Annotated in this window: 18 protein-coding genes; 15 read left to right on the top strand and 3 right to left on the bottom strand. The window is 38.8% G+C overall.

Annotated elements, in window-relative coordinates:
• Nucleotides 1–2 precede the first annotated feature (2 nt).
• The 6 genes from SALPA_RS26270 to SALPA_RS26245 all read left to right on the top strand — a co-directional run bounded on the left by SALPA_RS26270 (nt 3) and on the right by SALPA_RS26245 (nt 7,737).
• Nucleotides 3–2,120, top strand: coding sequence for a SpoIIE family protein phosphatase (locus SALPA_RS26270; protein ID WP_145101090.1), 2,118 nt, complete (start codon nt 3–5; stop codon nt 2,118–2,120).
• Complete coding sequence (locus SALPA_RS26265; protein WP_145101088.1) at nt 2,110–4,023, top strand: MFS transporter; 1,914 nt, start codon at nt 2,110–2,112, stop codon at nt 4,021–4,023. Before SALPA_RS26270 ends, SALPA_RS26265 begins: the two co-directional genes overlap by 11 nt.
• Before the next feature lie 124 nt (nt 4,024–4,147).
• The gene (locus SALPA_RS26260) at nt 4,148–5,005 is read left to right on the top strand and encodes a hypothetical protein (RefSeq protein WP_145101086.1); all 858 of its coding nucleotides are present in this window, start codon (nt 4,148–4,150) and stop codon (nt 5,003–5,005) included.
• 365 nt (nt 5,006–5,370) lie between these two features.
• Nucleotides 5,371–6,387, top strand: coding sequence for a YafY family protein (locus tag SALPA_RS26255; RefSeq protein WP_145101084.1), 1,017 nt, complete (start codon nt 5,371–5,373; stop codon nt 6,385–6,387).
• A gap of 303 nt (nt 6,388–6,690) precedes the next feature.
• Nucleotides 6,691–6,885, top strand: a complete 195-nt coding sequence (locus SALPA_RS26250) for a hypothetical protein (RefSeq protein WP_145101082.1) — start codon at nt 6,691–6,693, stop codon at nt 6,883–6,885.
• 51 nt (nt 6,886–6,936) lie between these two features.
• Nucleotides 6,937–7,737 (top strand): hypothetical protein, encoded by an 801-nt coding sequence (locus SALPA_RS26245; protein ID WP_145101079.1) that lies wholly within the window; start codon nt 6,937–6,939, stop codon nt 7,735–7,737.
• Here the strand turns inward: SALPA_RS26245 and SALPA_RS26240 are convergent.
• Nucleotides 7,673–8,596: a LysR family transcriptional regulator gene (locus SALPA_RS26240; protein ID WP_145101076.1), complete on the bottom strand. Its 924-nt coding sequence runs from the start codon at nt 8,594–8,596 to the stop codon at nt 7,673–7,675. The genes SALPA_RS26245 and SALPA_RS26240 overlap by 65 nt on opposite strands.
• Before the next feature lie 193 nt (nt 8,597–8,789).
• Between SALPA_RS26240 and SALPA_RS26235 the strand changes: the two genes are divergently transcribed.
• From SALPA_RS26235 to SALPA_RS26225, 3 genes are all read left to right on the top strand, one after another.
• Nucleotides 8,790–9,212, top strand: coding sequence for a nuclear transport factor 2 family protein (locus SALPA_RS26235; RefSeq protein ID WP_145101073.1), 423 nt, complete (start codon nt 8,790–8,792; stop codon nt 9,210–9,212).
• A 242-nt stretch (nt 9,213–9,454) separates the two neighbouring features.
• Nucleotides 9,455–10,606, top strand: coding sequence for an amidohydrolase (locus tag SALPA_RS26230; protein WP_145101070.1), 1,152 nt, complete (start codon nt 9,455–9,457; stop codon nt 10,604–10,606).
• 156 nt (nt 10,607–10,762) lie between these two features.
• Entirely contained in the window at nt 10,763–11,326 is a 564-nt protein-coding gene (locus tag SALPA_RS26225; RefSeq protein WP_145101067.1) for an HD domain-containing protein, read from the top strand.
• Between the two features lie 275 nt (nt 11,327–11,601).
• On the opposite strand, the gene SALPA_RS26220 is transcribed toward SALPA_RS26225, so the two are convergent.
• Nucleotides 11,602–11,787 carry a hypothetical protein gene (locus SALPA_RS26220; RefSeq protein WP_145101065.1) on the bottom strand — a complete coding sequence of 62 codons (186 nt, stop codon included), beginning with the start codon at nt 11,785–11,787 and terminating at the stop codon, nt 11,602–11,604.
• Between the two features lie 21 nt (nt 11,788–11,808).
• Entirely contained in the window at nt 11,809–12,063 is a 255-nt protein-coding gene (locus SALPA_RS26215) for a hypothetical protein (RefSeq protein WP_145101062.1), read from the bottom strand.
• A 148-nt stretch (nt 12,064–12,211) separates the two neighbouring features.
• On the opposite strand from SALPA_RS26215, the gene SALPA_RS26210 reads away from it, so the two are divergent.
• The 6 genes from SALPA_RS26210 to SALPA_RS26185 all read left to right on the top strand — a co-directional run bounded on the left by SALPA_RS26210 (nt 12,212) and on the right by SALPA_RS26185 (nt 20,880).
• The gene (locus SALPA_RS26210) at nt 12,212–13,123 is read left to right on the top strand and encodes a hypothetical protein (RefSeq protein ID WP_145101059.1); all 912 of its coding nucleotides are present in this window, start codon (nt 12,212–12,214) and stop codon (nt 13,121–13,123) included.
• A 313-nt stretch (nt 13,124–13,436) separates the two neighbouring features.
• On the top strand, nt 13,437–16,694 hold the full coding sequence (gene hsdR, locus SALPA_RS26205) for a type I restriction-modification system endonuclease (RefSeq protein WP_145101056.1): 3,258 nt from the start codon (nt 13,437–13,439) through the stop codon (nt 16,692–16,694).
• A gap of 3 nt (nt 16,695–16,697) precedes the next feature.
• Nucleotides 16,698–18,116: an N-6 DNA methylase gene (locus SALPA_RS26200; RefSeq protein ID WP_145101053.1), complete on the top strand. Its 1,419-nt coding sequence runs from the start codon at nt 16,698–16,700 to the stop codon at nt 18,114–18,116.
• Complete coding sequence (locus SALPA_RS26195) at nt 18,116–19,528, top strand: restriction endonuclease subunit S (protein WP_145101050.1); 1,413 nt, start codon at nt 18,116–18,118, stop codon at nt 19,526–19,528. Before SALPA_RS26200 ends, SALPA_RS26195 begins: the two co-directional genes overlap by 1 nt.
• Before the next feature lie 131 nt (nt 19,529–19,659).
• The gene (locus SALPA_RS26190; RefSeq protein ID WP_145101048.1) at nt 19,660–20,580 is read left to right on the top strand and encodes a restriction endonuclease; all 921 of its coding nucleotides are present in this window, start codon (nt 19,660–19,662) and stop codon (nt 20,578–20,580) included.
• A 42-nt stretch (nt 20,581–20,622) separates the two neighbouring features.
• On the top strand, nt 20,623–20,880 hold the full coding sequence (locus SALPA_RS26185; protein WP_145101045.1) for a hypothetical protein: 258 nt from the start codon (nt 20,623–20,625) through the stop codon (nt 20,878–20,880).
• Nucleotides 20,881–20,924: the final 44 nt, after the last annotated feature.

Here is a 20,924-nt window from a genome sequence, read left to right as displayed (position 1 = left end):
CCATGCGGAATCTCAAAATAGGAACAAAGATTCTTGCTATTATTTTGCTGGTATCGCTTTTTTCATTGTTTTTTATTTCAGTTGTTTCATATACACAGATGCTGAATTTAACGAGATATTCCACAGATGCAAATACCCAGCTTGGGATAAATTCTTCCGAAAGGTCAAAGGCTGCACTGCAAAAGCAAGCAGAGGAATATATTGTAAAAATTGCGAAAGAGCAAGCATTGAAGTCAGATGCAATACTGTCTAATGTACAAGAGAAGATTACATCTCTGTCAGAGTATATGACTGCTATTTATAAAAATGAAAATAACTTTAAAGGTAAAAATGTACCAATGGTGTCTGACACGGTAATGGGAGTGGTAAGCGCAAAATATATGCTGGCGCCGGGGATTTTACGTACACCTGACATTGACCAGGAATTATCTCTTATCAGTAATGCTGAATATATGTTTGCACCTATATTTAAAAATAATAATATTTTTAATAATATATATTTAGGCACAAACACAGGTATTTCTTATCGTTATTCAAAATCTAACGAATATAACGCTAATTATGACCCAAGAGCGCGTGATTGGTACAAAAGCGCAATGATAAATGAGGGAAAATCCATCTGGATTGATACATACTTAGATGCTTTTGGTTCCATTTGTGTTACTAACGCTAAAACCTTTTATGATGAAAATGGACAGCCACGAGGGGTGTTAGCTGCTGATATTACACTTAAAAGCATGCAAGATGATATTATTTCAATGAAAATCGGAGAAACAGGTTACGCGTTTTTGCTTGATAATAAAGGTAATATTATAGCCCACCCCAAATATAATGAAATTAACACAAAACCACTGGAAAGTGGGACTGGAGATTATCTTCAGGCGATTAAGGACATTGTAACACACCCTGAGGGGTTAACAACTGCTCATATAGATGATAAGTTGTGTTACATTGCCTATTCACAGCTTCCAACAACAAAATGGTCACTGGCTGTTGTTGTTGAGGTTGATGAAATTATTAAACCGGCTGTAGAAACAAAAAAGCAGATAGATGAGTACACCGCGCAAACGCAAGGGTATATTACTAAAACCCTGAGAGAGGTGTTAATTGTTCTGGTTATTGTATTAGCAGTTTCGGCAATGGTTATTTTGGTGTTTTCCTATCTGCTATCAAAAACCATTACCAATCCTATAAAGGTATTGCTTTCAAAGGTTGTAAAAATTGGTGAGGGAGATCTTGATACTCAAATTGATGATAGAGGAAAAGATGAAATAGCAGAACTTGCCAAAGCTTTTAATAAAATGACCATTGATTTGAAGACATATATAAGAAATATTTCAAAAATAACGGCTGAAAAAGAACGAATAGGTGCAGAGCTTGCTTTTGCAACAAAAATTCAAGCAAGTATGTTACCTTGTATTTTTCCGCCATTTCCCGATCGGGAGGAATTTGAAATTTATGCAACTATGCTTCCTGCAAAAGAGGTGGGCGGCGATTTTTATGATTTCTTTCTCATGGATGATGATCATTTAGCAGTTGTCATAGCCGATGTATCTGGTAAAGGAGTACCAGCTGCATTATTTATGGTAATTACCAAAACCCTTATTAAAAACAGCATGCATGGCAAAACGCCAAAAGAGGTGTTTGAAACAGTTAATCAGCAGCTTTGTGAAAATAACGAGGCTTCCATGTTTGTAACTGCTTTTATGGGGATTTTTGAAATTAGTACAGGGGAATTTACCTATGTAAATGCAGGACACAACCCCCCGCTTATTAAAAAAGCGAATGGTGATTTTGAGTGGTTATCAATAAAACCTGGGTTTGTTCTAGCTGGTATGGAAGATATGAGCTATAGTCAGGATAAAATTATATTAGGACAAGATGATATTATTTATATGTATACTGATGGTGTAACAGAAGCGGTAAATAGAAATAATGATCTGTTTAGCAATGAGAAACTGCTTAGGGACAGTAACAAATACAAAGACTGTAGCTTAAATGAACTGCTCAGGAATATAAAAAGTGAAATTGATGAATTTGCCGATGGCGCAGAGCAAGCAGACGATATTACAATGCTTGCCTTGAAAATAAAACAAGGCAGGACAAATTATGGTCACTAAAAAACGAAAATGGCTTGCACTATGCACATTAGCCATTGTTTTGGTTATACTGATATTCTTGTGGATAATAAATAAAGGACAACCTGCAGAAATGCAGGGGACACTTAATGTAACCCTGGTAATTTTAAGCTTTTTTGCAGTTATTGCGCTTATGCTTTTTATCTTCTTTGGAGAAATCTTTAACGAAGATGGCAGTATGCAAAAGAGTGAAATTATTATAATGCTGACAGCGGTCATCTGTATCATTCAAATAACGCTTGCTTTTGCCACTTATTCCTTTAAACAGCTTGATTTTGAAAACAATTCACTGCAAAAGGCAAAAGAAACTTTTGCGACTATGAGCTCTGAAATGTTAACAGATAATTTTGCGCTTGAGCAAGTGAAGATTTGCGATGAGATAAGTTCAATGTATATTGTTGATGGAAAAAATATTGTTCGGGATTCTACCGATAAAACCCAAATTGGGCAGAGTGTAACGGTTGATCCATTAAAATCGTATCGGTTTCCAAATGGTGATGTAACGGTAGTAATGGATATTTCGGAGGCTTACCAAAACAAAATGGTTAGTAAGATCCTTTTGGATTTACTGACTGTACTTATAGCGTCGATTATCTTAACCATTGAGCTTGTCATTTTCGCCATTAAGTTTATCGAAGATAAATTTGCCGATAAGAGTAAAATAGTTGCCCACCATTCCTACAACATGGTGGGATATGTGAGGCAAATAGCCTTTTTCTTTTACTTTGCTTCACGTATGGCAACCACCTTTATTGCCATTATTGCTAAAGATTTAGGCGGAACCTTTTTCGGATTTCAAGGCAATGTATTAGCTGGGATACCACAATCAGCTGAATTTTTATTAACCTGCGTAGCAATTTTTGTGACATCAATAATTATTGAGAAAAAGGGTTGGAAACTTTCCTTTGTTGGTGGACTGGTTATAGTGGCACTGGGAACGCTTATGAGTGCATTCTCCACAAATATCACAATGTTTATTCTTTCCCGTGGAGTGGTTGGACTTGGCTATGGATTTTGTTGGATGACACTTAGAAACTTTGCACTTTTCACTGTAAATGACAAGGATAAAGCGATATGTTTCGCCATGTTAAATGCGGGCATTTATGCAGGCATGAATTGCGGTGCCGTGCTAGGCTCTGTTCTTGCAGATATACTGGGCTATGGACCAGTGTTATTGATTGCCTCAGCACTTACCATGGTATGTATTGTGGCAGTACTAGGACTTGAAAATGCAACCTACCAAAGACCGAAAATAGAAATACAAAAATTGAAGAAAATAACTAATGAAAAGTATAATTTTCGCTATATGCTACATGCAATATTTTTTGTGATACTCATGATTGTACCATCATGCATTATAGGATCGTATCTTGGGTATTATCTTCCCATATATTTTACAGATATCGGCAAGTCAACCTCAGATATTGGACGGTCACAATTAATTTACGGATTAATAATTGTTTACTTAGGGCCGTGGCTTATAAAGTGGTTAAACAAATATCCAAATCTATTTAGATGGAATATAGCCTATAATGTTATTTTTTCGTTAGCACTGATCGCATTTGGGTTAATGGGTGGATTTGTCCCAGCGATGATTGCGGTATTGTTTTTGGGGATTGCTGACAGCTTTGGCTTTGTAGCCCAAAATAATTTTTTCTTAAATCTTGAAATTGTCAAGAGGCTAGGTGAAAGTAGAGCCTTATCCTATATCAGTATCATAAAAAAATTAGCTGAAATGTTAGGCCCGATTGCGTTTGGACTATCTTTTATGGGTGGAAGTTTTACGGGCGTGGCTGTATTGGGAATTATATTTTTAATAGCTGTAGCACTTTATGCTTTAGTAACTGAGTCAGGAAACCAATTCAGAAGGAAGGAAAGTTTATGAAAGAATTGATAGTGGATGCAGATATCACCAGTAAATACTTTGTTTTACTTTTTTAGTAAAATTTAGTTACCAAATCACCATACTGTTCAAACCAGAAACTAAATTTATAATATGGGGGAAAAAAATGCGGACTCAGGATTCAATAATCTATTTAGATCAACTTGAGTATCAACAGTTGCAAAGTTTTCTAGGGCATGGCCCACTGACAAGCGCAAAGTATGTATTTATGGGGCGTGAGGAAGGTCTTGGAGATGCGGGCGGAAATAATGAAGAATCTGTACATAAAAGGTTACGGTGGTACAACGAATTACAAGATTGTTTGGGGCATCTAAGGCAAGGTAACAACCCAAAGTGGTCTGACGGTTTTTTTATTGAAAAACCAGAAGCTACCGTTCGAGAGGTAGTTAAAAGCCTCACAATGTACTTTCAAGCTTATGCTAAATTAGTACTTGACAGTAATTTTACCAAAGTAAAAAAAGAAATTAGTATGGGAATGTTAAAAAAGTGCATGGTGGACACCTTACATGTATCAAGTGGCAATACAGCAATGACGGAATTATATCCACTACCCAAACAAGGTAAGTTACTCTACCGAGTTGAGGGTGAGAGCTGGAATGAATATAAGCGAGCAAGGGACAGTTGGGAAAATAATATTAACAATCGACGACAGCTACTAAATCATTTATATAATAAATATTCTGTACCTGTGACAATTTGCTATGCAGGTGTAGAAGAAGGGAATTTCATAGCTAAAAACTTTTTTGATAATCTTAAGTTTGATTTTACAAGATGCACTACAGGTATAGTGCCGGAAAAATTAAAAGGGAAGGTCAACCCATCGCCTAAGCCAAAGGATATTATGCTCGGTGAGAGAAATAGTCCTTTGGGCCATCAACAGCGAGTGATTCTTACACCATTCTGGGGCAACGGTCAAATGTCGTATGATGATATAAATGTTGCAATGGCCTGGGCTGTTTCTTAGTTTAAAAAATACTATTATAAATCCTACTCGTAAATATGGGAAATTATTGACATTTGGATGCTTTTGGAATATAATCGCAATATAGTTGAAATTTGATAGCTGTTTAGAAATGTTTTGTAGAAAAGAATAGAACAACGCGATAGCTATACCTTTAGTCAAACAAGAAGCTTCCGGTTAAACCGGAGCTTTTTTAATTTTGATTAAAAACAAAAATTGCATGAAAAAAGGAGATAGTTGTGTGTTGAACTGAATGCAATTGCTTGGATTTTAAATGAGAAAGGTGTGCGTATTTGGGAAAGTAATATGCCTATCGCTAAACAGGATAAGCTTAAAAAAGATTGCAAATAAGAGTGGAGGTGAGTTGTTTGCAAGAAGAGTCTAAACATAATAAAGCCCAGCGTATGATTAGCCATATTTTGAAATTATTGCAACACTTTCCCGAAGGTGGATTGACCTTTGAAGATTTATTTGATGAAGATGAATATGATGAGCGGAAGATTCGGCATGATTTGAAAGATTTAACAGAAATGACTGAAGAATTAGGCTGGAGGTTTAATAAGCCAACGCCTGGGCGGCCAGGAAAGGGAGAAGAAAAAAAGTATTTTTTGGATATACCATTTATTCCGGAGCTAGATGACAAACAAACTTTTCTTAATTTACTAATGATCGAGCGTTTTGAAAAAAGACCGTGGGGCTTTGGTAATACGGAAGCGGAAAGGCAGTGTGAATTGTTGCAACGCCTTTTACGGTACAAACTCTTCACTCAATACATCGAAAAAATGCGCAACAGGGTTATTTTTATGGAACCGGAATTTCAAAATAGAGACGATATTTCACAAAAGTTGGCTGAGTGTATGGATGCATTGGCTCATGAAAAGGTGCTTAGCTTCAAATATAATCAACGAATGCGTATAGTCTGGCCATTAGGCTTGATTTCTAAGGATGAACGGTGGTACTTACGTGCATATTGTTGTGAGGCTAAAGAACAACGAACATACAGATTAGATCGCATGGCCGATGTAAGTAAAACAGGCAAGAAGTATGATTATCCGGGAGATTTTTCATTACAGGAACTAACTAAAAATGCATGGGCAGTACTCTTTGAAAATCAGGGAGATTTAATCTCGGTCAGGCTTATTGCGGACGAATTAGCTGCAGAAGAATTAATTAATACTAAGTTTCATCCCTCACAAAAAATCGAGACCTTACATGACGGTAGGGTTCGAGTGACATTTGAACTCGATACCTGGAAGGGGATGGTGGGTTGGATTCTGCGCTGGGGGTACTTAGTAGAAATACTAGAACCTGAAGATTTACGCAATGAAATTAAAGGTATTGCTAAGAAAATAGTTGCAAATTATGAAAACCCTGTTAATAAGTGACATAGTTTAATACAAAAACAAATGGTAAATTAAATAAAGAAGTTCCAAGTAATATAGAAGGAGGTGATTGTGTAATCACCTTCTTTTTGTCCAAACTGAGGAACCACAACTACCAACACTTGTGAAAAAGACACTAAAGTATTTAATCAGATTCTACGTTCTTGCTTGATTCCAACAGATAGGCCTAAATTGCGGGACGTATTGGAAAAGGCAGGCATTCAAAACCTGAACGACGCTGTTATATTTGCAAATTAAATATTATAAGATCTAATTATATCATAAAATAAATTAGGAGGTTTATGGATGGATATGAATTGTAAGAAAGCCGAGAAACCCATTGAGACCTTTGGACAGGATCAAAGATTCTGGGGCCAACCGGTTGTGAATTGGAACAAAGAGGAGAAATTTACTGAGACATCTATGTATGAAAAAATTAGCTTATTTTTTCATATTAAGAATTTAATAACTTTGAAGATTGTTGCAAAAATAAAAAAATAGGTAAAAAGAAGCTCCCAATTAGTGTGATATTAAAATGATGGAGTGATGTTATTGAAATTTGAAGAGTATCTGAACCACGTACAATACATTACTAACAGTCATCCACAGATTCTACGTTCTTTAATTGAAAACTATTTTGACTGGCGGAGCCGTTCGAGATTGGCACGCTGGTTGCTCCGGGTTGGACAATTGGTTCCGGCCATTGATCTTTTCAAAACTATAGTCTCAGTTAAGGTAATAGAGACACCAGAAGATGCTTGTATTTTATCAGAAACCGAAGACAAGGTATGGTGTATGATGGAACTTGGGCAAGCAATATGGCAGCATGAAAAAAATGCAGAACAAGCCCTACGGTATATCGGCCAGGCTATCAATATGGCTCAAGCCTACCCTTGGAAGTTTAATTTTGTAGTTCGAGGAGAACTATTAAGACATAGATGGGAAATATTACAGGCTTCCAGCCAAGGCGATATCGCCTGCCAGGAAGCCGTTGAACAGAGCCAAAGAGTGTTTCCGGTACGTGGCAAAAGTAATAGTGTGCTTTTCCATGCATTCAGTTTTTTAGCCGCCCATGCTAAAAAAGTAAATAACGTACAATTAGCAATTTCGCTGCTAAGAAAAGCATTGCGCTTCTTTCCTGAAGACTACGAAGACATTAAACAATTAAATGCTATATGGAGAAATCGACACTATCAACCGGAAGAGACTTATCATAATTTAATCGAACTTACGCAGCATTGCAATTTAGTGTGGGATAATATAGGTGAAGAAACGCCGGAAACTATAGTTAAGCTAAACCAGCGGTGCGTTGTGTTTGCGCCAATTTTGTCCAGTCGAACACGAAATTTTTAAACGCACTTACACTGCGTACAGTATTAACGTCTTTCGGTATGGCTAAAGCTATAGTGACATTGAATTTTTCTTTTAGTCGAATAAATTCTGTATTATGGCGTTCCGAAATGGCATTTGCAACCTGTAAAGTTACTAACGAAATGCCTAAGCCAGCTCCAACTAAACCGGAAATCGTATCCCAGTTATTGCTTTCATGAACTATTTTTGGTTCAAACCCCGCACGCTTGCAGGCGTTTATGCAAATGTCATGGGCAAAAGCATTACGCGTCATAAAGATGAATTTTTCTTTCGATGCTTCAGAAAGGCTTATCAAATGATTATTTCCCAACGGATGAAATTTACAGGTCATTAGCATCAAATTATCTTCGATTAACGGATAAAAATCAAAAAAACAATCATCATCAGTGTAGTTTCCAATAGGGATGAACGCTGCATCGATTTCCCTGTCTTTGCCCAACTGCAGTAATGTTTTACTCTCGGCTTCTCTTAACTTGAGTTCAATGTTAGGATAAGCTTTGTGAAAGTCTACAATCAGTGAAGTCAATCCAAGATGACTAATGATGGGAAATGAGCCAAGAATAATACTTCCTTGCTCCATTTCGGTGTATTCTCGCATCTGTTTTTTTGCTTTGTCTACCTCATCAACGATGTTCATTGCATATTTGCAAAATTCTTTTCCTGCTGGCGTTAGCCTGACGATGCGAGTTGTTCTATCAAAAAATTTTACATTAAACTCTTGTTCAAGCTTATCGACTTGTTTGGAAAGAGAAGATTGTGATAAGCAAATTTCTTCTGCCGCTTTAGAAAAATGGAGAAGTTTTGCTAGAATTAAGAAGTTTTTCAATTGCTCAATATCCATGATAGACCTCTGCTATTTATTCGTTATTTAGATTAATTTTATGACAAATATGATTTGAAGGAAACAATAAAATAGATAATAATAAGAATGAGGCAAAAATATATCATAAATAATTGTTTTTGCTGCCCATCAATATATAATTGATGGGATGAAGACGTAATAAAAATATGCTAAATGGCGATGGAGGATAATAATGGAAACTCGTATCTTTTTAAATCATGGTGAAAAAGACACGCAAAATGTTAAACAAGTAAAAAATCTTTATAAGGCTTTAAAAGCGAATGATAAAGAGGCTGTTGCTAGAATACTTGCGGACGATCCGGTCTGGAATGTATCCCCTGGATTTCCCTATGGTGGAGTTTACAATGGAATGGCTGAAGTATTTGGATCCTTTTATTCAAAACTTCGCAGTCAATTTAACAGTTTTGGGGCTATGCCTGAAACTTTCATTGATGGAGGGGATGTTGTTACTGTTTTGGGATTTTACACATTTGATAGTAATCAAGATAATTCAACTCAATTTGTGCGTTTTTCTCACACCTGGAAGATTAATGGTGATGGGCGAATAAAAGGTGTATGGCAAGTAGCTGACACCGCACAGTTTAAAAGGGCGTAAAAACACTGTTTATGAAGACCTAGTACTCCTTCAAGTCGTGTCGCTCCGACCATGAATTTCAGCAATTAACCCCAGATAAATCATGGCTTTGCAGGTTTTAACTGCAAGGTCTTTTTTATTGCGTATAGACTTATTTTTCTTGCATGCGAAGTTGCTACTGCATTACAATGAATATAATATAACATTGGCAGTAGGATACCAGATCTAAGTTGGATTATCCTATCCACCTGGGAGGGATTAACATGATTGCATTATCAGGCGCTAAAATCCTGACAATGTGCGGTAAAAGTCTGGATCACGGCACCGTGCTGATTCATAACGGTAAAATACAGGCAGTTGGCAAAAATATTGACATTCCGCTTGGATGCCGGATTATTGATGTAACCGGCAAGTTCATAACCCCAGGACTCATTGACGCTCATACCCATTTAGGCATTGACAACGAAGGTATGGGTTGGGCCGGCTCTGATGAGAACGAACGCAGTGAACCGATTACCCCCGGTCTGCATGCGCTTGACGCCATTAACCCCGCAGACCTCGGCCTGTTGGAAGCCTATCAGGGCGGCATAACCACCGTCATGGTGGCACCTGGCAGTGCCAATCCAATTGGTGGACAATGCGTTCTTCTTAAAACAGCGCCCAAACCCACAGTTGAGCAGATGCTGCTCAAGTGGTATGCAGGACTAAAAATTGCCTTTGGCGAAAACCCTAAACGTGTTTACGGAGCCGATCAGAGAAAAATGCCGGTCTCGCGCATGGCAACCGCTGCCTTAATCAGGGAAGCCTTCTGGAAGGCCCGTGAGTACCTGGCCAGCCAGGGAAAAAAAGACTGGAAATATGATATGGGAATGGAAGCAATCGCTAAGGTATTGCGGAAAGAAATGCCGCTCAGGGCACATGCACATCGGGCCGATGACATTGTTACGGCCGTACGGATCGCTCAGGAATTTGATGTTGATATCATTATCGAACATGGAACAGAAGCGTATCTTATTGCCGAACTGCTGTCAGCCGAAGAAATTCCAGTTGTAGTAGGGCCAACATTATCCACCAGGTCAAAGGTGGAATTAAAAGATAAAACCATGGAATCACCGGCACTGTTATACCGGCAGGGTGTATTATGTGCCATGATGAGCGATCATCCGGTAACGCCTAGCTGCTTTCTATCAGTATATGCCGGGTTAGCCACCCGCTACGGCCTACCACCGTACCAGGCTCTGAAAATGATCACCTGCGATGCCGCTAAGATTTTAGGCCTTGATAACCGGCTTGGCAGTCTAGCACCGGGAATGGATGCCGATTTGGTCGTGTGGAGTGAAGACCCCATGATGGTTTCTGCTCACCCGGAGATTGTCATGGTCAACGGACAAATCGATTTTTTAATAGGTGAGTAACCGGCTGACTAGAGTTCAATAGCAGATAACTTGGATAATATTGTTTACATACAACAATCGGCAACTAATAAAATACAAAATAGCATAACCAAGTGAAGAAAGTTGGGCATCCAGTAATACGTGATATTGTGTGACAAAAAAGGAGATTTTGTATCAATGACACGAAAAGGTGCAATTTTAACGTATACCAATACCGTATTCTATCCGCTTGAGCCGCAGATGGAGGACGTAAAAATAGAAGATATTGCGCACGCATTATCACAAATGTGCCGGGCAAACGGCCACTTCAAAACTTTTTACAGTGTTGCGCAGCATTCCATTAATTGTGCTCAGGAGGCCAGAGAAAGAAAATTATCTGCTAGAATACAATTAGCATGCTTGCTTCATGATGGCAGTGAAGCCTATATTGCTGATATCACAAGACCGGTAAAAGGTTATCTTGATGAGTACAGAAAAATAGAAGAAACCTTGCAGCAAGTAATTTTTGCGAAATACGGGCTTGCTGATTTGACAGAGCAAGAATTGAGGCAGCTTGCCGATATTGATACTGACTTGTTATATTACGAATTTGAGCATTTGCATCAGCAAAATATCAGGGGAAATATTACAGAGCTTTGTTCTCAGCCCGATATTGCTGAAAAAAGTATGACCTCTGTCGAGGAAAATTTCATTCAAATGACCCAGCTCATTATGAACAAACTGAGAACAAGCTATACATGAAATAACCGCACAATATTCCAAGCAAGTGATAAATGATTTTGTCGATGCTATGGTGTTCTCTGTTATTGGCTGCACTGGTATGCAAAACAGTTTTGACACATACCGGAAGAACCCCAAAATAACTGCAAAGGTCTTCCTATGGAAATTGTATATAGCAAAGTGTAATAACAAACCGCCAATGTTGTGTTGGCGGTTTATTGTTGCAGGAGTTAATTCACTTTTACCGAATTGTGTAAAGAAATTGAGAAAATGAACAGAAGTACCATAATAGATGATTATATTTTGCCGAGAGATTTCGAACACTTTGGGCAGTTTATTTCAATATCGCCGGTATTATAAATTTTTTTCATTTCCACCCATAACTTACATTTAGTTAGGAGGCCACCGCGTTCGTTAAATACCGGTTGGCCATCATCCAATTTCAATAAATGGGTTTTATTGTCTGCAGATTCAATTATCATTTTTTCACCTCATAATTTATTTTAAATTACATGTTTTTCAACTTGTTTGATGCGTTTTTTAATTTCCTTGATCGTGTTTTCATCTTCCGGTAATTCATAGCGTGCAACCTTAGCTTTTAAAACTATTTTGGCTTGCGTATAATAATCCCGCGCACGCTTGTAGCGGTACGCATTACTTGGATCACTACTTGCTTTTGCCCATTCTTTATCACCTTTTTTGATGTAATATATTGCGGTTTTGTCATATGACTCTGGGGTTTTATCACCTTTCGGCATTCCTTTCGCCTCCTTGAAAAAACAGATCACACACGGCCTTTCTTGAACTTGGTCTATGATTAATTATATAAAAATGGTGTTCGATATTCAAAGACATAGTAAAGAAATTTTAAGGACAAATTTAACTCTTTATGAGGACGGGAGATATATGACATTTGGTGAATTAATCAAAGATTTGACTAAGTTAAGAGATAGAAATGGCGAGAAAGTATTTAGGATTCTACGCAATAAGTTTGCTTATCAACTGTTAAATGCTTCGGGAATTAAAGATAAAAAAATTGAGCTTGAGTCAGTTGGTAAATGGATTGATAGAAAAGTTCCTGATAATATCAGTTCTTACTTCCCTAATGGGAGAATCAATAGATCCAAAGTTTATCGTTACTTCCGGTTTCGTTTAAATAAAAATAATAATTGGCAGATAGTGCAAAATAATCTCTACTTGAGAAATGATAATGGTCGTTTTAATTGTTCCAACGAAGATCCAGAGGTGTTTTATCAGAGCCTTCTTGATGAGTTCGTGGAGTCACTTGGCTTACCATCATCAGAAGAACCAGACAATGACATATCAATGGTTAACGAAACTCCTGTTTTATCAGCAGCTTCCTTGTCCTCATTTAATAATGCTGAAGGTGAGATTATATCTCAAACGGAAACACCATCTGAGCAAATACGTGGAATCTTCAAGCAAGCTATTCAAGACTATAGCATGGAAGATTTTATACGATATGACCCAACAGTTTCTCTTGATGATAATTTGTTAGCTAGGGCTGATAACTTTTTGAAAACGATCGAGACCGATATAATAGCTGCGTATGAACAAAGCCACGGTCAAACACTGATATATATAAAACTCGTGGAATTTTATCATGAATTGAAAGGTTATGTTTCATGTTTAAGATTAGGCTTTATATCATACTCCCCATCCTATATAAGAGATAGTGGAAGAAATACAATTAAAAATCTGTATTATGGCATCTGCCCTGATGAAACACGCTTTGAATATAGAAATACTCCGCAAGAAATGAGGGAGCCGCTCTTTAAAAGAAAAGCTGAGGATTGACCAAACAGCAAAAAAGTAAAAACAACGGTACATTTGCGCACTCAAAGAGTTGGATAAGCCAGGCATAGAAATAAAAACGCTCGCTGAGCGTTTTTTTATTTCCACTCTCTTTGTCCCTGGCTGGCTGTACTTTACACGGAAATAAATACACGAAACTTGGAGGACTTTTGTGTAAAAGCATGGAAACTTATCTTAAAACTCATTTAGTATTTTAAATCTGGAATATCACAGGTTTAAGAATAACCTAATCAGGTTAAAAAGATAGTATCTAAAAATTCATCGGTGTTTTAGTCGGGGACTGGAGGCGTCATTTTTGAAATCTAATTTTTCATTTTTAGAATCAAGATGGTCTTTACTTACTTCTATTGGCGTGATGGCGGAAAAGTATATTTATACAGACTCTAATTCTTGCCTTATTAAACTCGGTCTATTTGCTGAAACCATCGTACGGTTAATTTTTACATTGGATAACTTAGCTGAACCCCTTGTGGACAACACGCATGCCAATCGAATTAAGATTCTAAAAAATGAAGGTCTCCTTCCTAAAGATATTGATGATATTCTTTACGCGCTTAGAATGGCGCGTAATAAAGCAGCCCATGACGGCTACGAGTCAATAGAACAAGCCTCAATACTAATTGAGTTTGCCTATAAGCTTGGTGTTTGGTTTATGCAGACCTATGGAGACTGGAATTATGAGTCCCCAGGTTTTGTCATGCCCGAAGATACAAGCAAAGATATTGATTTTAGTACTACAATTAAGAAACAGGAAGCGAAAATCCAAGAGCTTACTGAAACTATCAAAATGACTTCTTCCGCCGAGCCGGTAGTTTCTATCGTGGATCGGAGAAAAAGAAGCCATTCGACAGCCGACAAAATCAACCTGTCTGAAAAAGAGACTCGTTACCTTATTGATGAGCAACTAAGAAAAGTTGGCTGGGAGGTTGACACCCTTAATATCAGATATTCTAAAGGAACAAGGCCGCAAAAGGGGAAAAACTTGGCCATAGCCGAATGGCCTACTAATTCAACCGTTAGCGATCGGGGCTATGCTGACTATGCCTTATTTGTTGGCACCCAACTAGTGGGAGTTGTAGAAGCTAAGCGACATCTTACCGACATACCTGCTGTTATTGACTATCAATGCAAGGATTATGCGAAGAACATCAAAGCAGAACACTCTCCCCATCTGCTTGGCCAGTGGGGAGAATACAAAGTACCATTCCTTTTTGCCACAAACGGCCGAAAATATTTAAAACAACTGGAAACCAAATCAGGCATTTGGTTTTTAGATGCCCGGAAATCCACCAATATAGCCAAAGCGCAGCAAGGCTGGGTAAGCCCACAGGGTGTAATGGAATTACTTGCCCAGGATATTGATAAAGCCAATCAAGATTTGAAACATACGAGCTATGACTTATTAACAGATAAGGACGGTCTAAACCTCAGGGACTATCAGATTAAGGCCATCAAAGCAGCAGAACAAGCCGTGCTGGAGGGCAAGCAGACTATTCTGCTATCTATGGCCACAGGCACAGGAAAAACACGAACAATTTTAGGAATGATCTACCGGCTCATCAAAGCTGACCGTTTTAAAAGAGTACTCTTTTTGGTAGACCGGTCGGCGCTGGGGGAACAGGCTCAGGACGTATTTAAAGAAGTAAAGCTCGAAGATTTAATGACCCTTGACGAAATCTATAACATAAAGGGCCTTGACGATAAAGAATTTGACAAAGAAACCAAGATTCATGTTGCCACCGTACAAAGCCTTGTGAAGCGAATACTATATAACGATGGGGAAATTATGCCAGCAGTTACTGATTATGACCTCATTGTTGTCGATGAGGCGCATCGCGGTTATATATTGGATAAAGAAATGGGCGAAGATGAACTTCTCTATCGAAATCAAGACGACTATGTCAGCAAATATAGAACAGTCATCGAGTATTTTGATGCTGTGAAAATAGCACTTACGGCAACGCCAGCGTTGCATACTACTGAAATTTTTGGTAAACCAGTATTCAATTATTCCTATCGAGAAGCCGTCATCGAGGGTTATTTGGTTGACCACGATGCTCCGCATAACTTGAAAACCAAACTGGCTATTGAAGGAATTTGCTATGAAAAAGGGGACACTGTTGCCATTTATGACCCGGTTACCGGTGAGATAACCAACAGTGACGAACTAGAAGACGAACTCAAGTTTGACATCGAGAGTTTTAATAGAAAAGTCATAACCGAGCCGTTTAATCGCACTGTACTGGAAGAAATCGCAAAATACATCAATCCAGACGGTCAAGGCAAAACGCTAGTCTATGCTGTTGACGATTCGCATGCTGACCTTATTGTCAAATTGCTGAAGGAAATTTACGAAGAATATGGCGTTGACAATGACGCCATTATGAAAATCACCGGTTCAGTCGGCGGCGGCAACAAAAAGAAAATATTAGAGGCCATCAAAAAATTCAAGAATGAGAAATATCCCAACCTGGCTGTGACAGTTGACCTCTTAACAACCGGCATTGACATTCCCGAGATTAGTACCCTTGTCTTTATGCGCCGGGTGAAATCAAGAATTCTGTTTGAGCAAATGCTAGGACGGGCTACCCGACTTTGTCCTGGCATCGACAAAACTCATTTTGAAATATTCGACCCTGTAGGTGTTTATGAGTCTTTAGAGCCAGTCAATACCATGAAACCGGTTGTAGCCAATGCATCAGTTTCGTTTGCAGATCTTATCAATGGACTGGCAATACTACCGACAGAAGAACAAAAGAAAAATCAGATTGATATCATTATCGCCAAGCTGCAACGATCCAAAAGAAAAGTAAGTGGCGAAATGCTAGAACACTTTATCGATCTAGCTGGTGGCAAAACTCCGGCAGAGTTTATTGTCGCCTTACAAGCAATGCCCATTAACCAAGCAGAAGAGCATATTATAAACAATAAACGCTTGTTTGAACTGCTCAATGAAGGCAACTATACCCCGACAAGACCTGTTGTTATTTCCGTAAAAGAAGATGAGTTGGTGTATCATACTCGCGGCTACGGCAATGCGCAAAAGCCAGCAGACTATTTGGAAGAATTCAAACGCTTCATCGTAGAGAATAAGGACAAGATCGCCGCCCTTACTATTGTCTGCACAAGGCCCAAAGAGCTTACTCGTGATACACTGAAAAGTTTACGACTTGAGCTTGACCGCAACCAGTTTACTGAGGTACAGTTAAATTCGGCCTGGAAAGAGCTTAGTAACGAGGATATAGCCGCAGACATCATTACCTTCATCCGCCAACAGGCTATTGGTTCGCCGCTCATTAGCCATGAACAACGGATTAAAAACGCGGTCAACAAGCTCAAGAAAAAACACAACTTTAGCAAAATGGAATTGGATTGGCTAGGCAGAATCGAAACCCACCTTCTGCATGAAAGCATCTTGGAACTGGAAACCTTTGAAACAGGCGCTTTCAAAGCAAAGGGCGGCTATAAGGTTATTAATAAAATATTTGGCAATAAATTGGAACAAATCATCGCAGAACTCAATGACTATCTATATGAAGACTGGAGCGCATAACAAGTGACAAATCAAGAAATCGTAGCAAAACTCTGGAATCTCTGTAATGTACTTAGAGATGACGGGATTACCTATCATCAGTATGTTACCGAACTTACTTATATCTTATTTCTTAAAATGTCCAAGGAAACCAACACCGATAGCCAAATACCGGAGAATTACCGTTGGGATAAACTGGCGAAACAACAAGGCACAGATTTAAAAAAGTTTTATAATGCTCTGCTGAGCCATCTGGGTGAAGAAAGTACCGGCAGAATCAGAGAAATCTATTCCGGTGCCAGATCCAACATTGATGAACCCAAGAACCTGGAAAAAATCATAAAATCCATTGATGAACTTGATTGGTATTCGGCTAAAGAAGAAGGTCTGGGCAACCTGTACGAAGGTCTCTTAGAGAAAAACGCCAACGAGAAAAAGTCAGGGGCAGGGCAGTACTTTACGCCGCGCGTCTTAATTGACGTCATGGTAAGACTCATTGACCCCAAAGCCGGTGAACTCTGTAACGACCCGGCCTGCGGTACATTCGGCTTTATGATTGCCGCAGACAAGCATATTAAAGAGCAAACCGATGATCTGTTTGCCTTGCCAGCCGATGAACAGGAGTTTCAAAGAAAAAAAGCCTTCACAGGCTGCGAGCTTGTGCATGATACCCATCGACTGGCTCTCATGAATGCCATGCTGCATGATATCGAAGGCGAAATCATGTTAGGTGATACCCTGTCCAATGCTGGCAAGAACATGAAAGGATTTGACGTGGTATTGACCAATCCGCCGTTCGGTACCAAAAAAGGCGGCGAGCGTGCCACCCGTGATGACTTGACCTATCCCAGCTCCAACAAACAGCTGAACTTTTTACAGCATATCTATCGGTCATTAAAACCCAACCATCAAGCCAGAGCGGCGGTGGTATTGCCAGACAACGTGCTGTTTGCCGATGGTGATGGGGCCAATATTCGTGCTGATCTCATGGATAAGTGCTACCTGCATACCATTTTGCGCCTGCCTACCGGTATTTTCTATGCCCAGGGCGTCAAAACCAATGTGTTGTTCTTTACCCGCGGCACAACCGAAAAGGGCAATACCAAAGAAGTATGGATCTATGATATGCGTACCAATATGCAGAACTTCGGCAAAACTATGCCTTTAAAACAAGAGCATTTTGATGATTTCATCAAAGCCTATACTGCCCAAGATAGAAAAGTCATCCAAGATGAGCGCTTGAGTGTGTTCACAAGGGAGCAAATTGCCGAAAAGGGCAACAGCCTGGATTTAGGATTAATCCGAGATGACAGTGTGCTCGATTATGAAGACCTACAAGACCCAGTGGAAAGCGGGGAAGAAGTGGTCGCCCAACTAGAAGAAGCAGTTGATTTAATTTTGAGTGTGGTAAAAGATTTGAAAAGCCTGGGCGGTGGCAAGTAATGGCGAAAAAGCAACAGTTACTGCTAGAGGAGTTGTTGGAACAGGCGCTTGTTAAAGATGAGGATAAGCCTTATGAGGTGCCTGAAAATTGGGTGTGGGTTAAACTTGATTATTTGTGTAAATATATTCAGCGAGGAAAAAGCCCTAAATACTCAACAATAGAATCGATACCTGTTATTTCTCAAAAGTGCATTCAGTTGACTGGTTTTGATTTATCTAAGGCGCGATTTATAGATCCTTCAACAATCAATAGTTACATAGCAGATAGATTTATTCAGCCTATGGATTTATTATGGAATTCTACGGGAACTGGTACAGTCGGTAGAATAAACTGCTATCCAGGGGATTCTACCTTTCAAAAATTAGTTGCTGATTCACATGTTACAATTATTAGGCCTATAAAGGAAAAAATTTCGCCGAAATGCTTGCTTTACTGGTTATCCTCGCCATATATTCAGGATAAAATTGATTTACTTACATCTGGTACAACAAATCAAATCGAATTAAACACTACAACCGTAAAAGACCAGCAAGTTCCACTCCCCCCCCTTTCCGAACAACAAAGAATCGTTGCCTTAATCGAATCCCTTTTTGAAAAGTTAGACCGTGCTAAGGAGCTTGCACAAAAGGCTCTTGACTCTTTTGAAAACAGAAAATCGGCAATACTGCATAAAGCGTTTACAGGAGAGTTGACGAAAAAATGGCGTGAGGAAAATGGGGTTGATTTTGAGCGCGATTGGGAAGAAAAGAAGTTTAGCAGTTGTGTTTTGTTAATGCAGAATGGTATTTCCAAAAGGGGTGGAACAAACGGAATAGATACGGTTGTTCTTAGATTGGCAAATATATTAGATAATAGGATTGTTGAGGATGACTTAAGGCACATAAAGTTAAATGAAAAAGAATCGGAAAAATATTTACTAAGCAAAAATGATCTTTTAATAATTCGTGTTAATGGTTCTTTAGACAATGTTGGGAAATTTATTATCGTACAGAATGAGAATAGCTGGGCATTTTGTGATCATATGATTAGAGCAAGAATTAATGAGGACATTGTTATAGCTAAATTTGTGATGTACTTTTCACTAACAAATTGCTACAAGGTGTTTGTTCAAACTAACATTGTTTCAAGTGCAGGGCAGAATACTATAAGTCAGAAATCACTTATTGAATTACAAGTTCCTGTTCCATCGCTAGCCGAACAAAAAGAAATCGTCCGCATTCTCGACAGCATCTTTGAAAACGAGCAAAAGGCCAAAGAACTTTGTGATGTTATTGATAAGATCGGCCATATGAAAAAAGCCATCCTGGCCCGTGCGTTTCGAGGTGAACTCAGCACCAACAATCCGGACGAAGAAAGTGCTTTGGAGTTGTTGACGGAAGTGCTGAAAAAAAAGGTTAATTTTAAATTGTAAAACATTCACGGCGTCGGAGATTATAGCTAAACAGCTCTTAAAGGTAGGATTTTTGATAGTCGAGGCTCAGCATATGACAGAGGTATTGAAGAAACACACGATTAAAAAATCGTGAAAGGGGTAATGAAACTATGGCAATGCCGACATACGAAGATATTATGCTTCCATTTATGCTGCGACTGGCCGATGGGCAAGTTCATTCGCTTAAAGAGTTACACAAAGTATTGGCCGACGATATGAAGTTAAGTGACGAAGATAGAAATACAATGTTGCCATCAGGTAAACAATACAAATTTTATAGTCGCATTGGCTGGGCTAGAACCTATCTAAAAAAGGCTTTGGTGATAGAGTCCGTATCAGCAGGGCATTTTAAGATTACTCATCGTGGGCAGACTGTTTTAAATCAACAACCTTTACGTATTGACAATAAATTTTTAGCGCAATTTCCCGAATTCCTGGTATTCAGAGATTCTTCGCAATCTGCAAATGCCATTACAAAAGAAGAAGCCAGTGACGAAGCTAGTGAAAGCGAAAAAACTCCCAGAGAACTGATGGATGCATGTTACCAGGAATTACGCGCTGCTTTAGCGGATGAATTACTACAGCAGATTGCTGATCAGACACCTGCCTTTTTTGAACAACTGGTGTTGGATTTATTGCTTAAAATGGGCTATGGTGGGTCACGGGAAGATGCAGCTCAGGTAGTAGGAAAGACTGGGGACGAGGGAATTGACGGTATTATCAAAGAGGATCGCTTGGGACTCGATGTCATTTACGTACAGGCCAAACGATGGAAAAACGCTGTCGGTAGTCCTGAAATTCAAGGCTTCATCGGAGCTTTACAACTAAAAGGTGCGCATAAAGGGATATTTATCACGACTTCCTATTTTACGCAAGCCGCATATGATGTAGCTTCAAGAGTCGGTAATCGTGTGGTGCTGATGGATGGTTCAAAGTTAACGCATTTAATGATCGAATATGGCGTAGGCGTATCAAGCGAGACTGTTTATGATGTCAAGAGAATTGATATGGATTATTTTGAAGGTGAATAAAACTTCAAAGAGTAGCACCAAAATTGGATTTATTGGAGGGTAATGGTGGAGAATACAGAGTTAGGAGAATTAATTGAATGTAGAAAAGCCAGGTATTATGCTGGCAAATCCACTATAACGAATAAATCCCTTTGGCAAATCTGCTATCACGTATATTTCTATAACCCAACAAAGAAGCCCATTGGTTACATTGCATCCAACAAGCCGTATACCATGAATAAGTCATTTAATAATCAGGCGGAATTAAAGGATTTTTTAAAGATTAATGGTTTTGAAGAATGTGAAATTATTGATAGGTGACTTGCCACCATCGTCGAAAAAAATGAACAACAAAAATCCCTGAT

It is taken from the genome of Sporomusa sp. KB1 (genome assembly GCF_007830295.1).
Lineage (GTDB): Bacteria > Bacillota > Negativicutes > Sporomusales > Sporomusaceae > Sporomusa.
The sequence above is the reverse complement of the archived record's forward strand: the minus strand, read 5'-3'. Positions and strand labels throughout refer to the sequence as shown.

Bases quoted from the DNA above. Each gene is read 5' to 3' on its own strand.
- SALPA_RS26270 (WP_145101090.1), top strand. From the start codon at position 3: ATGCGGAATCTCAAAATAGGAACAAAGATTCTTGCTATTATTTTGCTG.
- SALPA_RS26265 (WP_145101088.1), top strand. From the start codon at position 2,110: ATGGTCACTAAAAAACGAAAATGGCTTGCACTATGCACATTAGCCATT.
- SALPA_RS26260 (WP_145101086.1), top strand. From the start codon at position 4,148: ATGCGGACTCAGGATTCAATAATCTATTTAGATCAACTTGAGTATCAA.
- SALPA_RS26250 (WP_145101082.1), top strand. From the start codon at position 6,691: ATGGATATGAATTGTAAGAAAGCCGAGAAACCCATTGAGACCTTTGGA.
- SALPA_RS26240 (WP_145101076.1), bottom strand. From the start codon at position 8,596: ATGGATATTGAGCAATTGAAAAACTTCTTAATTCTAGCAAAACTTCTC.
- SALPA_RS26235 (WP_145101073.1), top strand. From the start codon at position 8,790: ATGGAAACTCGTATCTTTTTAAATCATGGTGAAAAAGACACGCAAAAT.
- SALPA_RS26230 (WP_145101070.1), top strand. From the start codon at position 9,455: ATGATTGCATTATCAGGCGCTAAAATCCTGACAATGTGCGGTAAAAGT.
- SALPA_RS26225 (WP_145101067.1), top strand. From the start codon at position 10,763: ATGACACGAAAAGGTGCAATTTTAACGTATACCAATACCGTATTCTAT.
- SALPA_RS26220 (WP_145101065.1), bottom strand. From the start codon at position 11,787: ATGATAATTGAATCTGCAGACAATAAAACCCATTTATTGAAATTGGAT.
- SALPA_RS26215 (WP_145101062.1), bottom strand. From the start codon at position 12,063: ATGCCGAAAGGTGATAAAACCCCAGAGTCATATGACAAAACCGCAATA.
- SALPA_RS26210 (WP_145101059.1), top strand. From the start codon at position 12,212: ATGACATTTGGTGAATTAATCAAAGATTTGACTAAGTTAAGAGATAGA.
- SALPA_RS26195 (WP_145101050.1), top strand. From the start codon at position 18,116: ATGGCGAAAAAGCAACAGTTACTGCTAGAGGAGTTGTTGGAACAGGCG.
- SALPA_RS26190 (WP_145101048.1), top strand. From the start codon at position 19,660: ATGGCAATGCCGACATACGAAGATATTATGCTTCCATTTATGCTGCGA.
- SALPA_RS26185 (WP_145101045.1), top strand. From the start codon at position 20,623: ATGGTGGAGAATACAGAGTTAGGAGAATTAATTGAATGTAGAAAAGCC.